The sequence below is a fragment of the Nocardioides sp. Root122 genome, assembly GCF_001425025.1.
In the GTDB taxonomy this organism is placed as follows: Bacteria; Actinomycetota; Actinomycetes; order Propionibacteriales; family Nocardioidaceae; genus Nocardioides.
Genome location: NZ_LMDE01000003.1, coordinates 47126 through 62081 on the forward strand (window position 1 = coordinate 47126; position 14956 = coordinate 62081).

The 14956-nt window shown below is 70.4% G+C and carries 16 protein-coding genes and 1 pseudogene; 8 read left to right on the forward strand and 9 right to left on the reverse strand.

Annotation, left to right across the window (positions count from 1 at the left end; translation table 11 throughout):
• Positions 1 to 36: 36 nt before the first annotated feature.
• The 3 genes from qcrC to qcrB are packed head-to-tail and all read left to right on the forward strand — an operon-like array spanning position 37 to position 3799.
• A complete protein-coding gene (gene qcrC / locus ASC64_RS05025) occupies positions 37 to 909 on the forward strand; it encodes a cytochrome bc1 complex diheme cytochrome c subunit (RefSeq protein ID WP_056906450.1) in 873 nt (290 codons plus the stop codon).
• The gene (gene qcrA / locus ASC64_RS05030) at positions 906 to 2036 is read left to right on the forward strand and encodes a cytochrome bc1 complex Rieske iron-sulfur subunit (protein ID WP_235563534.1); all 1131 of its coding nucleotides are present in this window, start codon (positions 906 to 908) and stop codon (positions 2034 to 2036) included. The genes qcrC and qcrA overlap by 4 nt, the downstream gene beginning before the upstream one ends.
• Positions 2033 to 3799: a cytochrome bc1 complex cytochrome b subunit gene (gene qcrB, locus ASC64_RS05035; RefSeq protein WP_056906451.1), complete on the forward strand. Its 1767-nt coding sequence runs from the start codon at positions 2033 to 2035 to the stop codon at positions 3797 to 3799. Before qcrA ends, qcrB begins: the two co-directional genes overlap by 4 nt.
• 163 nt (positions 3800 to 3962) lie before the next feature.
• Here qcrB and ASC64_RS05040 read toward each other — a convergent pair whose 3' ends face one another.
• The 6 genes and pseudogenes from ASC64_RS05040 to ctaC all read right to left on the reverse strand — a co-directional run bounded on the left by ASC64_RS05040 (position 3963) and on the right by ctaC (position 8876).
• A complete protein-coding gene (locus tag ASC64_RS05040; RefSeq protein WP_156385030.1) occupies positions 3963 to 4364 on the reverse strand; it encodes a hypothetical protein in 402 nt (133 codons plus the stop codon).
• Between the two features lie 35 nt (positions 4365 to 4399).
• Positions 4400 to 5626, reverse strand: a complete 1227-nt coding sequence (locus ASC64_RS05045) for a L,D-transpeptidase (RefSeq protein WP_056906453.1) — start codon at positions 5624 to 5626, stop codon at positions 4400 to 4402.
• A gap of 90 nt (positions 5627 to 5716) precedes the next feature.
• Positions 5717 to 6115 carry a cytochrome c oxidase subunit 4 gene (locus ASC64_RS05050; RefSeq protein ID WP_056906454.1) on the reverse strand — a complete coding sequence of 133 codons (399 nt, stop codon included), beginning with the start codon at positions 6113 to 6115 and terminating at the stop codon, positions 5717 to 5719.
• A partial coding sequence (locus ASC64_RS22675; protein WP_327152645.1) for a cbb3-type cytochrome c oxidase subunit I occupies positions 6112 to 6584 on the reverse strand: 473 nt, incomplete at its 5' end. The genes ASC64_RS05050 and ASC64_RS22675, both read right to left, overlap by 4 nt.
• A gap of 1 nt (position 6585) precedes the next feature.
• Positions 6586 to 7962, reverse strand: a pseudogene (locus ASC64_RS05055) (cbb3-type cytochrome c oxidase subunit I); the annotation flags it as partial.
• Positions 7959 to 8876, reverse strand: coding sequence for an aa3-type cytochrome oxidase subunit II (ctaC, locus tag ASC64_RS05060; RefSeq protein ID WP_056906456.1), 918 nt, complete (start codon positions 8874 to 8876; stop codon positions 7959 to 7961). The gene ctaC and the pseudogene ASC64_RS05055, both read right to left, overlap by 4 nt.
• A gap of 152 nt (positions 8877 to 9028) precedes the next feature.
• On the opposite strand from ctaC, the gene ASC64_RS05065 reads away from it, so the two are divergent.
• Together ASC64_RS05065 and ASC64_RS05070 are read left to right on the forward strand one after the other, a co-directional pair.
• Positions 9029 to 10156 (forward strand): cysteine desulfurase family protein, encoded by a 1128-nt coding sequence (locus tag ASC64_RS05065; RefSeq protein ID WP_235563535.1) that lies wholly within the window; start codon positions 9029 to 9031, stop codon positions 10154 to 10156.
• A complete protein-coding gene (locus ASC64_RS05070) occupies positions 10153 to 10395 on the forward strand; it encodes a sulfurtransferase TusA family protein (protein WP_056906457.1) in 243 nt (80 codons plus the stop codon). Before ASC64_RS05065 ends, ASC64_RS05070 begins: the two co-directional genes overlap by 4 nt.
• Before the next feature lie 149 nt (positions 10396 to 10544).
• Here ASC64_RS05070 and ASC64_RS05075 read toward each other — a convergent pair whose 3' ends face one another.
• A complete protein-coding gene (locus ASC64_RS05075; RefSeq protein WP_056906573.1) occupies positions 10545 to 11531 on the reverse strand; it encodes a carbohydrate kinase family protein in 987 nt (328 codons plus the stop codon).
• Between the two features lie 64 nt (positions 11532 to 11595).
• Here ASC64_RS05075 and ASC64_RS05080 point away from each other — a divergent pair, with 64 nt between their 5' ends.
• Positions 11596 to 11862 (forward strand): hypothetical protein, encoded by a 267-nt coding sequence (locus ASC64_RS05080; protein ID WP_056906458.1) that lies wholly within the window; start codon positions 11596 to 11598, stop codon positions 11860 to 11862.
• Between the two features lie 152 nt (positions 11863 to 12014).
• On the opposite strand, the gene erpA is transcribed toward ASC64_RS05080, so the two are convergent.
• Both erpA and ASC64_RS05090 read right to left on the reverse strand, forming a co-directional pair.
• Positions 12015 to 12374, reverse strand: coding sequence for an iron-sulfur cluster insertion protein ErpA (gene erpA, locus ASC64_RS05085; RefSeq protein WP_056602403.1), 360 nt, complete (start codon positions 12372 to 12374; stop codon positions 12015 to 12017).
• A gap of 128 nt (positions 12375 to 12502) precedes the next feature.
• Positions 12503 to 13585, reverse strand: coding sequence for a glycerate kinase family protein (locus ASC64_RS05090; RefSeq protein WP_056906574.1), 1083 nt, complete (start codon positions 13583 to 13585; stop codon positions 12503 to 12505).
• 42 nt (positions 13586 to 13627) lie between these two features.
• Here ASC64_RS05090 and ASC64_RS05095 point away from each other — a divergent pair, with 42 nt between their 5' ends.
• Both ASC64_RS05095 and ASC64_RS05100 read left to right on the forward strand, forming a co-directional pair.
• Positions 13628 to 14071, forward strand: a complete 444-nt coding sequence (locus ASC64_RS05095) for a hypothetical protein (protein WP_056906459.1) — start codon at positions 13628 to 13630, stop codon at positions 14069 to 14071.
• Positions 14068 to 14955 carry a GNAT family N-acetyltransferase gene (locus ASC64_RS05100; protein WP_056906460.1) on the forward strand — a complete coding sequence of 296 codons (888 nt, stop codon included), beginning with the start codon at positions 14068 to 14070 and terminating at the stop codon, positions 14953 to 14955. The genes ASC64_RS05095 and ASC64_RS05100 overlap by 4 nt, the downstream gene beginning before the upstream one ends.
• Position 14956 lies beyond the last annotated feature (1 nt).

Consider the following 14956-nt stretch of genomic DNA (forward strand, 5'->3'; position numbering starts at 1 on the left):
GAATTCCCATACCGTCGCAACCGGCAAGGACTCATCGTGCGTGTGCTCAACCGAACCGCAGGTCGCCTGTCCCGGCACCGTCGGGGACCTCTTGCGGGTCTCGTCGTGCTCCTGCTGGGACTGCTGATCAGCGGCTCCCTCTACACGGCCCTGGCCCCGGCCCAGGCTGACAGCCAGGCCAGCGAGACCGAGCAGGTCGCGCAGGGCAAGGAGCTCTTCCTCGCCAGCTGCGCGTTCTGCCACGGCAAGAACGGCGAGGGCATGCCCACCGTGCGCGAGGGCTACCAGATCGGCCCGTCCCTGGTGGGCGTCGGCGCCGCCGCGGTCGACTTCCAGGTCGGCACCGGCCGCATGCCGATGGCCAGCCCGGGCGCCCAGGCGCCCCGCAAGCCCGTGGTGTTCAGCCAGGAGGAGATCGACGCCCTCGCGGCCTACGTCGCCTCGCTGGGCCCCGGCCCCGCCGTGCCCAACGAGTCCGACTACTCGATCGAGGGCCTGTCGGAGACCGAGCGCGAAGAGGCGATCTCCCGCGGCGGCCAGATCTTCCTGACCAACTGCACCGCGTGCCACAACTTCAACGGCAACGGCGGGGCCATGCCCCGCGGTGGCTACGCCCCGAGCCTGCACGGGGTCGAGGGCAAGTACATCTTCGAGGCCCTGCTGACCGGCCCGCAGAACATGCCCAACTTCAGCAACGGAAACCTCTCCCCCGACGAGAAGCGCGACGTGATCGCCTACCTCGGCAGCATCCAGGACACCCCCGAGTACGCCGGCTTCAGCCTCGGCGGCCTCGGACCGGTGTCCGAGGGTCTGTTCGCCTGGGTCCTCGGCATCGGTGGGCTCGTGGGCGCTGCGGTGTGGATCGCCTCGCACACGACTCGGAGCAAGAAGAGCAAGGTGAGCGCGTGAACGACGACAACCGCCCGATGAACGCGCCCGATGGCACGCCGCTGCCGCACGGCCAGAACGAGCCCTCGGAGGCGGGGTCCCCCGACTCCCACGTGCCGGCGCACCGCCAGGCCGAGCCCATCGCCGACCCGGGCCTGCCGGAGCACACCTGGCGCCCGACCGACATCGACCCGTTGGCCGAGAAGCGCGCCGAGCGCCAGGTCGCGGCGATGTTCGTCGCCGCGATGATCAGCGCGGTCCTGTTCGTCGTCGCGTACTTCACCCTCGAGGTGGGCGACAACTGGGACACCTTCGCCGGCATGGGCGCCTCCACGATGGCGCTCGGCGTCACCCTGGGCGTCAGCCTCCTGCTGATCGGCATCGGCATCATCCACCTGGCCCGCAAGCTGATGGCCGACGTGGAGATCGTGGAGATGCGCCACGCCGCTGCCTCGCCCCCCGAGGACCGTGAAGCGACCGTCCAGGCGCTCAACGACGGCCTCGACGAGGCCGGCATCGGCCGTCGCCCGCTGGTCCGCAACACCATGCTCGGCGCGGTCGGCGTGCTCGGCCTCCCGGCTGTCGTGCTGCTGCGCGACCTCGCCCCCGGAGACGAGCTCGACATCGACAAGCTCGCCCACACCATCTGGGAGCCGGGCATGCGCCTGGTCCGCGACGTGGTCGGCACCCCGATCCTCGCCAGCGAGGTCGAGATGGGTGACCTGATCAACGCCGCCCCCGAGGCGCTGTTCCCCACGGAGGAGAACGGCTACGAGGAGCTCCACGGCGCGCAGCTGCAGGTCGACAAGGCCAAGGGCGCGATCATCATCGTGCGGATGAACCCCGACGACATCGTCCCCGCCAAGGGCCGGGAGAAGTGGACCGTCGACGGCATCATCTGCTACTCCAAGATCTGCACCCACGTGGGTTGCCCGATCTCCCTCTACGAGCGCACCACCCACCACGTGCTGTGCCCGTGCCACCAGTCGACCTTCGACCTCGCCGACCACGCCAAGGTCGTCTTCGGTCCGGCTGCCCGGCCCCTTCCGCAGCTGCCACTGGCAGTTGACGATGAGGGCTACCTCGTCGCGCAGAGCGACTTCACCGAGCCCATCGGGGCAAGCTACTGGGAGCGTGAGAAGCAGTGAGCACGGACTCCAGGCTCGACACCAGCAAGGTCGCGACGAGCAACCGCACGGACGCCGCGACCGCCTCCAAGCCCGGCCCGGGCGCCTCGCTGGCCACGTGGGCCGACGACCGTCTCGGCCTCGCCACGGCGATGAAGAAGAACCTCCGCAAGGTCTTCCCCGACCACTGGTCGTTCATGCTCGGCGAGATCGCCCTGTGGAGCTTCGTCGTGCTGCTCCTCACCGGCGTGTTCCTCACGCTGTGGTTCAACCCGTCGATGGGGCACGTCACCTACGAAGGCTCCTACGACCAGCTCCGCGGCATCGGCATGTCGGAGTCCATGGCCTCCACGCTGAACATCTCCTTCGACGTGCGCGGCGGCCTGCTCATGCGCCAGATGCACCACTGGGCCGCGATGATCTTCATCGCCTCGATGATGGTCCACCTGCTGCGCGTGGCCTTCACCGGCGCCTACCGCAAGCCGCGTGAGCTGAACTGGGTCATCGGCTGCATCCTGCTCCTCCTGGGCACCCTCGAGGGCTTCACCGGCTACTCGCTCCCCGACGACCTGCTCTCGGGCACCGGCGTCCGCGCGGCGGACGGCTTCCTGAAGGCCACCCCCGTCGCCGGCACGTACATGTCGTTCCTGCTCTTCGGCGGCGAGTTCCCGGGCGAGTCGATCATCCCCCGGCTCTACATCGTCCACGTGCTGCTGATCCCGGGCATCCTGCTCGCGCTCATCGCGGCGCACATGCTGCTGCTCGTCTACCACAAGCACACGCAGTGGCCCGGCCCCGGCCGCACCGAGCAGAACGTCGTCGGCTACCCGATGCTGCCCGTGTACGCCGCCAAGGCCGGTGGCTTCTTCTTCATGGTCTTCGGCGTCATCGCCCTCATGGGCGGCCTGATGTCGATCAACCCGGTGTGGAAGTTCGGTCCCTACGACCCGACCAAGGTGACGGCCGGCTCGCAGCCCGACTGGTACATGGGCTGGCCCGACGGCCTGCTGCGCATCATGCCCAGCCACATGGAGACGGTCCTGTTCGGCTACACGATCTCGTGGAACGTGCTGATCCCGATCCTGCTGGTGCCGCCGCTGATGCTGACGGTCCTGATCCTCCTGCCCTTCCTCGAGGGCTGGGTCACCGGCGACAAGCGTGACCACCACCTGCTCCAGCGTCCGCGCAACGCGCCGACGCGCACCGCGGTGATGGTCGCCCTGATGACCTTCTACGGTCTCGCCTGGGCCGCCGGTGGCAACGACATCATCGCCATCAAGCTGCACGCCAGCATCAACCAGATCACCTACTTCATGCGCGTCGCGATCTTCCTCGGCCCGCTCCTGGCGTTCTGGATCACGCGGCGCTGGTGCATCTCGCTGCAGCGCCACGACAACGAGAAGCTCCTCCACGGCTACGAGACGGGCATCATCACCCGCTCCCCCGAGGGCCAGTACGCCGAGCGGCACCTGCCGATCAACCCCAAGGCGGCCTACACCCTCACCGCCCGTGACCGGGACGAGGTCTTCACCGGCGCCGGCGACACCGACGCCGCCGGGGTGGCCGCCCCCAACAGCCGCTCGGAGCGGCTGCGGGCCCGGCTGTCGCGGTGGATGTACTCGCACAACGTGCAGAAGCCCACGGCGGCCGAGCTCGAGGAGGCGCACCACCACGCCGAGCACGAGGCCGAGCTCACCGCGGGTCTCGACCACCCGGTCGACGGTCACCAGTTCGACGACCACCGCCTGCGGGACACCGACGACGTCCCGCTGCGCGACCACTGAGCACACCGCACGACGCACGAGGGCCCGCCGGGATGATCCCGGCGGGCCCTCGTCGTCGCGGGTGCGGCGGTCGGCGTACGCCCTCCGTCGGGCCGTGACGTCGACCAGGCTGTCGGCGTGGGCCACCCTGGGTCACCGCACCGTGCCGCACCGAGCAGACCGGTCAGGCGTCGTCCGGGTCGGAGCCCTCCGTCAGGTGAATCCGGTCGTCGTGGGACGCCGCCCGGTCATCCTTGGAGTGCTCGCGATCCGCAGCGGCGCAACGGCGTTCTGGCCAGTCGTGGCCGTAGTCACCCGCATCCGGCGGGGCCACCATCTTCGCTCGGTCCAGATCGCGCTCGCGCTCGTCGGCAGCAGCATCTCTGTCGGCGGCAGCCAGGATCGCCTGGGCTTCTTCCATGCGCTTGGCGAGGGCGGCCTCGCGAGCCGTCACATCGGCCTCACGGCGCTGGAGGTCGGCCTCGCGTCGTCCCCAGTCCGCCTGTCGTCCAGCGTCATCGGTCGTGGTGAGAGTGAACCACTGACGGCTCGCCGAGCTCGAGCGTCGGGCCTCCCGCGGCCTCACGGCCCTCACCCGCCCCGGGGGCGACACACACCCGGTCAGGAGAGGGCGGAGCCCTGCTTCCAGGCGGCCGTCGACAGGTTCCAGTCGCCGTAGCCGTTCTCGAGGGTCATCTGGCGGTCAGTGCCGGTGTACTCGACGACGTCGCCTCGGCGGCTCATCGCGTAGAGCCAGCCGGCGTCGGCGGTCGACAGGCCGGTGCAGCCGTGGGAGACGTTGGCATGGCCCTGGGACCCGACCGACCAGGGCGCTGCGTGGAGGAACTCGCCGGAGTAGGTGAGCCGCATCGCCCACTGCACGTCGTCGATGTCGTAGGCCTCGGGGCTGTTGCGGTTGATGCCCACCGTCTCGGAGTTCATCCGCTTGACGTCGAACTTCTCGATGATCACCTTGGTGCCCGAGCGCGTGGTGAAGCCGGGCTTGCCGGTGGTGATCGGGATGGTGCGCAGCAGCTCACCGTTGGAGAACACCTGCATCTGGTGCGTCTGGGCGTTGACCTTGTAGACATGGGCGTCGCCGACATGGAAGGCGACCTGACGATCCTCCTGGCCGTAGATGCCGTTGCCGGCCGGCAGGCTGTTGATGTCGAGGTCGACCGAGACGTCCGTCCCGGCCTGCCAGTAGCGCGCGGGCCGGAAGTGGGCCTCGCGGTCGCTGAGCCAGTACCAGGAGCCCTTCTGGGCAGGCGTGCTCGTGACGTGCATGTGCTTCTCGAACGCGGCCTTGTCGGTCACCGGCAGGTCGAAGGTGACGACCACCGGCATGCCGACGCCCACCGTCTCGCCGTCGAGCGGGGCGACGGCGGCGTAGGTCTGCTCGTCGAGGGTCAGGTCGACGGTGTGGAAGCTGCGGGTCCGCTCCACGCTGCTGCCGTCGGAGCGCTCGGCACTCGCGGTGATCGTGTAGTCCGTGCCGGGTTCGAGGAACGCCGACGACGTCCAGGAGCCGTCCTGGACCTTGCCGGGGAGGTCACCGGCGGGCGAGGTCACCCGGACCGCGTCCAGGGTGCCTCCGGTGGCGCCGACCCTCACAGGCGCGTCGACGGGCACCTTGCGGGCGTCCTGGAAGCTCGTGGTCAGGCGCACGGGGTCGGGCCTGGCCGACTCCGACGCCCCCTCGGCAGCGGGCTCGTCGGACGACGACGTGTCGCCCCCGGCGGAGCTGCAGCCGGCGAGGCCGACGCTCACGAGGACTGCCGCGGCGAGCGCCGTACGACGATGGGTCCGGTGGCGCGTGGACACAGGACGGGACGCACGAGAGTGCATGCGGCGAGACCCCCTGGGACAGCATGACGGGACGGAAGAACCCCTCCAGCGTACGTCGGGGAGGGGTTCTACCGAATTCGACGCGAGCGCTCAGTGAGCGTGCTCACCCCGGTAGTACTCGAACACGAAGCCGCAGAGCACCACGGCACCGAGGGTGAAACCGATGATCACCATCCACCACGCAGCGAGCGCGGTGCCGTAGACGATCACCCCCAGGGCCAGCGCGCACCACAGCGGCCACCACGAGTAGGGCGGGAAGAAGCCCAGCTCGCCGGCGCCGTCGGCGATCTCGCCCTCCTTGCGGTCTTCGGGCCGCGCGTCCATGCGAGCGGCGTGGAAGCCGAGGTAGAGGGTGATCATGCCGGTCAACAGGGCGGTCATCACCAGGGCGGAGGTGCCCGTCGGGTCCCCGGCGAAGAACCAGTAGGTAGGGGCCACCGCCGTGAAGAACACGGTGGTGAGGCCAAAGATCCAGGCTTCGGCCTTCATCGGTTCTCCTCCTCGGTCGGCGTGGTCGAGTCGGCACGGTCGCGCAGCATCTCCTCGCGGCCCGAGACCTCGGGCGCGTCGGCGACCTCACCGTTGCGCTCCGCAGGGTGCTCGGACAGCTCGCGCAGCGCCACCTCGGGGTGGTGCAGGTCGAAGGCAGGCGACTCGGAACGGATCCGCGGCAGGGTGTGGAAGTTGTGGCGCGGCGGCGGGCTGCTGGTCGCCCACTCGAGCGAGCGGCCCCAGCCCCACGGGTCGTCGACCTCGACCAGCGGACCCTTCGCCGAGACGTAGACGTTGTAGAGGAACGGCAGTGTCGAGGCACCCAGCAGGAACGCACCCACGGTCGAGATCTGGTTGAGCGTGGTGAACCCGTCGGCCGGCAGGTAGTCGGCGTAGCGACGCGGCATGCCCTCGACGCCCAGCCAGTGCTGCACCAGGAACGTGGTGTGGAAGCCGATGAACAGGANCCCGTCGGCCGGCAGGTAGTCGGCGTAGCGACGCGGCATGCCCTCGACGCCCAGCCAGTGCTGCACCAGGAACGTGGTGTGGAAGCCGATGAACAGGAGCCAGAAGTGGACCTTGCCCAGCCGCTCGTCGAGCATCCGGCCGGTCATCTTCGGCCACCAGTAGTAGAAGCCGGCGAACATCGCGAACACCACGGTGCCGAACACGACGTAGTGGAAGTGCGCCACCACGAAGTAGGAGTCCGACACGTGGAAGTCCAGCGGCGGGCTGGCCAGGATGACACCGGTGAGACCACCGAACAGGAAGGTCGTCAAGAAGCCGATCGACCACAGCATCGGGGTGTCGAAGGACAGGCTTCCGCCCCACATCGTGCCGATCCAGTTGAAGAACTTCACTCCCGTCGGCACCGCGATCAGGAACGTCATGCCGGAGAAGAACGGCAGGTCGACCGCGCCGGTGACGAACATGTGGTGGGCCCACACCGCGACCGAGAGCATCGCGATGCCGAGCGTCGCGGCCACCAGGCCGACGTAGCCGAAGATCGGCTTGCGGCTGAAGACCGGGAGGATCTCGGAGATGATGCCGAAGAACGGCAGGGCGATGATGTAGACCTCGGGGTGCCCGAAGAACCAGAACAGGTGCTGCCACAGGATCGGTCCGCCGTGCGACGGGTCGAACACGTGGGCACCGAGGATCCGGTCGGCCTCCAGCGACAGCAGCGCACCGGCCAGGATCGGGAAGACCATGATCACGAGCATCGAGGTGATCAGGGTGTTCCAGACGAAGATCGGCATCCGGAACATGGTCATGCCGGGGGCACGCATGCAGATGATCGTGGTGATGAAGTTGACGCCACCGAGGATCGTGCCGAGGCCGGCCATCCAGAGGCCCATGATCCAGAGGTCACCGCCGACGCCCGGGCTGCGGACGGCGTCGGAGAGCGGCGTGTAGGCGAACCACCCGAAGTCCGCGGCGCCCTGAGGCGTCAGGAAGCCGGACGCGGCGATGAGGCCGCCGAACAGGAACAGCCAGTAGCTGAACATGTTGAGGCGCGGGAAGGCGACGTCGGGGGCGCCGATCTGCAGCGGCATGATCACGTTGGCGAAGCCGAAGAACAGCGGCGTCGCGAACAGCAGCAGCATGATCGTGCCGTGCATCGTGAAGAGCTGGTTGTAGAGCTGCTCGTTGACGACCTGCTGGCCGGGGTAGGCGAGCTCCGAGCGGATCAGCATGGCCATCAGGCCGCCGATGAGGAACCACGCGAACGAGGTGCCGAGGTACATCTTGCCGATCAGCTTGTGGTCGGTCGTGGTCAGCAGGCGGACGAGCTGCTGGCCCAGGGCCTTGCGCTGCGGGACTGCAGCGGATGCGGCACTCACTCCTGGCTCCCTTCCTGGGACTGGTCTTCGGCCAGGCCCGTCTGAGTCGTGGCGTTGGAGCCACCGAGGACGGGTGCGTCGGCCGTCTGCCCGGCCTGCGCCAGGTCGGCGAGGTAGGCGTCGTACTCGGACTGGCTGACGACCTTGACGTTGAACAGCATCCGGGAGTGGTAGACGCCGCAGAGCTCGAAGCACTTGCCGGGGTACTCGCCCTCCACCGTGGGCGTGACCTGCAGCTTGTTCACGCGGCCGGGGATGACGTCCATCTTGACGAGGAACGACGGGACGCCGAAGTCGTGGATCACGTCGGGCGAGTGGAGGTTGAACTGGATCCGCCGGTCGACGGGGAGCACCAGCGTGGGGATCTCGTTGCCGTCGCCGGAGGTGTAGACGTACTCGCCGTAGGCGAAGTCGTCGTCCTCACCGGTCGCGCTCGTGTCCTGGTCGCCGACGCCGTAGTTGAACGTCCACGACCACTGCTGGCCCATCACCTCGACGGTCAGGTCGGGGTTGTCCTCGAGCTTGACCACCTCGTCCTGCACGCGGACGGTGTGGAAGAAGAACACGACGCACATCAGGACCGGCGCGATCGTGTAGAAGACCTCGAGCGGCAGGTTGTAGCGCGTCTGGCGCGGGACCTCGTCGTCGCTGCGACGGCGGAACCGGACCACGGCGTAGAAGATCAGGCCCCAGACGATGACGCCGGTGACCATGGCGGCCACCCAGGCCCACTTCCACAGCTCGTAGGTGTAGGGACCCTGTTCACTCGCACGGTCGGGCATCGCGAGGTTGCGGATCTGGTGCTTGTCGGCCTCGGAACACCCGGCCAGCACCAGCATCGTCACGCCCAGCAGCGCGACCCTCAGGATGCGCCGGGCCGGCGCGCCTGAAAGCTTGGGGACTTGCAGACCCACTGACGAGCCTCTCTCTCGGTCCGTTTTCGACGTACAGAGACTATCCCCATCCGGCCGTGCCGTGCGGGGCAGGGTCGGGTGTCGGCGGATCTGGCGCGGTGAGCGCCGCCCGTCCGGCGTGGACCGTGGCCTGCGTGGCATAAGTTGCCCCTGTGACCGGTCCCGTGGCGCGCGAGGGCGACCTCGACAGCGCGTCGTCCGCTCCCCTGCACCCGGCGGCCCGCGACGTGCTGCTCGCCGCCCTCGACCGCGGGTACGCCGACCCGCGCCGGTTGCACCGCCCGGGGCGGGAGGCGCGGCTCCTGCTCGACAACGCCCGCGAGGCCACGGCCGACGCCCTCGGCGTACGGCCGGACGAGGTGACGTTCACGCCCAGCGGCACCCACGCCGTGCACCTCGGCCTGCTCGGGCTGGTGCGCGGCTCGCGCCGGGGCGACGTGGTGGTCCACTCCGCGGTGGAGCACTCCGCCGTGCGCCATGCCGTCGCGTGGGGAGCCCGTGGCGCCGAGGTGGGAGTGACGGGCGAGGGCCGCGTGCCCCTGGGCGAGCTCGAGCAGGGCGCCATCGCGCCCGAGGTGGGTGTCGTCGCCCTCCAGACGGCCAACCACGAGGTCGGCACGGTCCAGGACGTCGGCGGGCTCGACCTCCCCGACGACGTGCCCCTGTTCACCGATGCCTGCGCGTCCATGGGCCGGCTCCCGCTGCCCGACGGCTGGGCCGCCGCCGCGGGCTCGGCGCACAAGTGGGGCGGTCCCGCCGGGGTGGGCGTGCTGCTGGTCCGCAAGCGTGCCCGGTGGCGCAGCCCCTTCCCCGCCGACGACCGGGTCGACGAGCGCTCCACCGGCTTCGAGAACGTCCCGTCCGTCCTCGCGGCGGCGGCCGCGCTGCAGGCGGTGGTGGCCGAGCGCGAGGAGGTCAACGCGCGCCAGCACGCGCTCGTCGACGTCGTACGCCGCCGGGTGGCCAAGGAGGTCCCCGACGTCGAGGTCGTCGGCGACCCGGACCGGCGGCTCCCCCACCTGGTGACCTTCTCGTGCCTCTACGTCGACGGCGAGGCCCTCGTCACCGAGCTCGACCGCCGCGGCTTCGGCATCGCCAGCGGGTCGGCGTGCACCGCCTCGACGCTCACGCCCAGCCACGTGCTGGAAGCGATGGGCGTGCTGACCCACGGCAACGTCCGGCTCTCCGTCCAGCGCGACACCACCCGTGCCGACGTCGACGCCTTCTGCGACGCCCTGCCCGGGCTGGTCGCCGAGATCAGGGCACGGGTCGGCCTGTGACGGCGTACGACGTCGCCCTCGAGCTCGACTGTCGCGACCTGCCCTGCCCGATGCCGGTCATCGAGCTGGCCCGCCACCTGGGCGACGTCGAGGTGGGCCGGTTGCTCGCGGTCGTCGCGCACGACCCCGCGGCCGCGGTCGACGTGCCCGCCTGGTGCCGGATGAAGGGCCAGGACTACGTCGGCGCGGACACGGCCGCCGACGGCGCCCCGCGCCACGTCGTACGCCGCCTCTCCTGACCTGCCGGAGCGGTAGTCCCCTACGTTCTGCACCCGACACGCCGGTGCGGGCGTTCAGAACGTAGGGGACTACCCCGGTGGCGGGTGGGCTTCGCCACGCTCCGTCGCTGCTCGACCACCGACGATCGAGTCCGCTGGCGCGTCCTCGATCAGGGGCGAATCGTCTTGAGGTGCGGCTCGAGGTCGGCGACGGCCTCGGCGCCGTAGGTGGCCTCGCAGCGGGCGAGGAACGCGCTGCGCGAGATCTCGTACTCCTGGGTGCCGACCTTCTCCACGACGTAGACGGCGAGGAGGCAGCCGAGCTGCGCGGCGCGCACGTGGTCGAGCCCCCAGCTGAGCGCGGCCATGAAGCCGGCCCGGAAGGCGTCGCCGACACCGGTCGGCTCGACCTTCTCGATCTCGGGGACGGCCGGGACGACCACGGACTCCTCGCCCAAGCGGTCGATGCGCACGCCCGCGGGGCCGAGGGTGACGACCCAGGTGCCGACCCGCGAGAGGACCTCCTCGGCGCTCCATCCGGTCTTCTGGGTGATCAGGCTGGCCTCGTACTCGTTGGAGAAGAGGATCTCCGCGCCGTCGATGAGCGGGCGGATCAGGTCGCCGTCGCCGAAGGCGAGCTGCTGGGACGGGTCGGCGAGGAAGCGGTAGCCGCGCTGGCGGCACTCCTCGGTGTGGCGCAGCATCCCCTGCGGGTCGTCGGGGCCGATGATGACGTAGTCGGGCTCGCCGACGCGGTCCACGATCGGCTTCAGCTCGATCTCACGCGACTCGCTCATCGCGCCGGCGTAGAAGCTCGCGATCTGGGCGTGCGCGTCGTCGTTGGTGCACACGAAGCGGGCGGTGTGCCGGGTCTCGGAGACGTGCACCGAGTCGCAATCGACGTTGTGGCGCTCGAGCCAGGAGCGGTACTCGGCGAAGTCCTCACCGACCGCCCCGACGAGCACCGGGCGCAGGCCCAGGTTGCCCAGTCCGAAGCAGATATTGGCCGCGCACCCCCCGCGTCGTACCTCCAGGTCCTCGACGAGGAAGGACACCGAGAGCTTGTCGAGCTGGTCCACGACCAGGCTGTCGGCGAACCTGCCCGGGAAGGACATCAGGTGGTCGGTCGCGATGGATCCGGCAACAAGGAGGGACACGACGCGGAACACTACCTTCCGGTACAGCTCTGGATACCTCCCAGTAGCCAATAACGTCGTGGACATGACGACTTCGCACGAGGGCCTCGCCCGACCCGCGCACCTGGTCCACGACGAGCTCGGGACCCCCGCCGAGATGGCCGCCGACTGCCGGGAGACCGGCCGCAACCTCCGGCTGGAGGCGCACCTCGAGCGCGCCGCCCGGGCCGCCGTGGCCGGCCCGCCCAGCATCCGCTTCGAGGACTACCCGGCCGAGATCGGCAAGCGGGAGATCCGGATCTCCGAGGCTGCCGCCCGGCTGGCCGGCTCGCTACACCTGCACCTCGACTGACCCACGTACGACGAGACGTACGACGAAGGGCCCCAGCCGCATCGGCTGGGGCCCTTCGTGGTGCTGCTGTCGTGTCGGCTGCCCGGTTTCGACGCGGCCGTCGCGACTTCGTTCCTCAGTCGCGGGCCTCGCTCAACCTGGCCGCTGTCACATCAGTGGAACGAGTCGCCGCAGGCGCAGGAGCCGGTCGCGTTGGGGTTGTCGATCGTGAAGCCCTGCTTCTCGATCGTGTCGACGAAGTCGATCTCGGCACCGTTGAGGTAGGGGACGCTCATCCGGTCGACCACGACGGTCACGCCGTCGAAGTCGGTGGTCACGTCGCCGTCGAGCGTGCGCTCGTCGAAGAAGAGCTGGTAGCGCAGGCCCGAGCAGCCACCCGGCTGGACGGAGATGCGCAGGGCCAGGTCGTCACGGCCCTCCTGCTCGAGGAGGCTCTTGATCTTGCCCGCGGCGACGGCGGACAGGTTGATCTGGTCGGTGCGGCGCTCGGTGGTCTCGACCTGCTCGGTCATCTCATCACTCCAGAAAAGTCTCGGGGTACTGCTGTCTCCAATGGTCGCACACCGGGGGTTATTCCCCGGCGCCCCGCCCGGATCCGCGTCACCAGCGCCCGGTGTGGGCGTACGGGACGCGGGGGCGCTCAGCGGGACCAGGTGCGGGCCACGCGGGCGGCGAGGTCGGCGAGGGCCTCGGCGGGGGCCCCGAGGGCGCGGTCCTCGCCCACCAGCTCGACGAGGGAGTACGCCGACTCGATGCCGAGGGCGCGCATCTCCCGTGACCCGACGAGCACCTGGCCCGCGAGCGCGATGCAGGGGCGCAGGGCCTCGGCGGCGACCCCGGCGACGCCGTAGGGCACCTTGCCGGCCCGGCTGGAGAAGTCGAAGGCCCCCTCCCCCGTCACCACCAGGTCGGCGGCCCGGGCCCGCGACGCCAGCGAGACCGCCGAGGTGACCAGCTCGATGCCGGGCTCGCGGATCGCACCGAGGACGAGCAGCGCGTAGCCGATGCCTCCGGCGGCGCCGGCGCCCTTCTCCAGCGACGTACGCCGGTCGGTGGCCGCGGCGAACCGCTCGAGCCAGCCGTCGACCTCAGCGATCCGGTCCTCACCGATGCCCTTCTGCGGACCGTAGGTCTTGGTCGCACCGAACAGCCCGGTGAGCGGGTTGTCGACGTCGCTGGCGGCCACGAGGGTGACACCGGCGAGCCGGGACCGGGCCTCCGCCAGGTCGACGGTGGTCACGGACGCGAGCGCTCGGGCCCCTCCGTCGAGCACGCCGTCGGAGGTGACGCCCAGCGCGGCGAGCACGCCGGCGCCGCCGTCGTTCGTCCCGCTGCCACCCAGTCCGACGACCACGGTCGTCGCGCCGCCGGCGACCGCCGCCAGGACGAGCTCACCCACCCCGCGGCTCGAGGCGGTCTCCGGGTCGCCGTCGACGAGGTCGAGGCCGGCGGCCTGCGCGCTCTCGACGTACGCCGTCTCCCCCACGCGCAGCACGACGGCCGGCACCGGGGCGCCGTGCGGCCCGCTGACCGTCACGGCCGAGAGCTCGCCTCCCAGCGCCGCGTGGAGCACGTCCACGAAGCCCGGGCCGCCGTCGGCCATCGGGGCGAGGTCGAGCTCGTCGTCAGGGGCCCGTCGCCGCCACCCGGCGGCAATGGCGTCGGCGGCCTCGACGGCCGTCAGGGTCCCGGCGAACTTGTCCGGGGCGATCAGCACGCGCATGGCGGCCATCCTTGCAGCGGCACCATCAGGCATGCTGGGCGCATGCCCCCCGCTCCCGACCCCGACGCGGGGCTCGCTCCCATCGTCGCCGAGGTGACCGTCCCGGTGACCCCCACGGAGGCCTTCGTCGGCTTCACCGCCCAGATGGGCGAGTGGTGGGACCCCATGCTCACCCCCGACCCGCCCTCCTTCTCCAACATCGCCATCGACCCCAACGGTCCGGTGGCGATGGTGCACGGCGAGGAGGAGTACGTCTGGGGCCGCGTCATGGAGTGGGATCCGATCGGGCGCTACACGCAGGAGTTCTGGCTCGGCCACCCCGAGGACGAGGCGACCGTGCTCGACGTGCGCTTCACCGAGGCCGAGGGCGGCGGCAGCCACGTACGCCTGGTGCACAGCGGCTGGATGCCCGGCACCGAGGAGGTCCGGGCGAAGTTCACCCACTGGGACGACCTGCTCGCCCGGTACGCCACCCACGTCGCGTGAGCGACGCCCTCGTCCGGCCGCTGCGTGAGGACGACCTGACGGCGCTGGCCGACATCACGGCCACCAGCTACTACGAGGTCGACGCCCGGACCTACCAGCGTGCCTGGCCCGATCCCGTGCGCCGCCCTCCCGCCCGCAACGGCGCCTGGATCGCCCGCACCCGCGCGGCACTGACCACCGATCCGGGCGGGTGCTGGGCCGCCGAGGTCGACGGGCAGGTGGTCGGCGGTGCTGTCTCGCGCGTGCGCGAGCTCATGTGGATCCTCGCGTCCTTCGCCGTGCTTCCCGAGCACCAGGGGAAGGGCATCGGCACGCAGCTGATGGCGTCGGCGCTGCACCACGGCCGCGGCTGCCTGCGCGGGATGTTCGCCTCCAGCGCCGACCCGGCCGCCGTCCGTCGCTACCGGCTCGCCGGCTTCGACCTGCACCCGCAGATGATGCTCACCGGCGTCGTCGACCGCAGTGCGATCCCCGTCGTCGAGCGCGTCCGCGAGGGCACCGCAGGTGACGTCGACCTGATGAACTCGGTCGACCGCCAGACCCGCGGCGCCGCCCACCTCTCCGACCACGAGCTGCTGCTCGACCAGTTCCGGCTGCTCGTGGTCGACCACAGCACGGGCTCCGGCTACGCCTACGTCGACCGCGACGGGTCGCCCCCGCTCGTCGCGGCCACCAACCGGCGTACGGCTGCCGCACTCCTGTGGGAGGCGCTGGCCTCCTCAGCGCCGGGCGAGCAGGTCTCCGTGCACCACGTCACCGCCGCCAACGCGTGGGCGCTCGACGTCGGGCTGGCGGCCCGGATGTCGGTCCACCAGAGCGGCTACCTCTGCCTGCGGCAGATGAAGCCGCCCGCGCCCTACCTCCACCACGGCTCGCTGCTGTAGC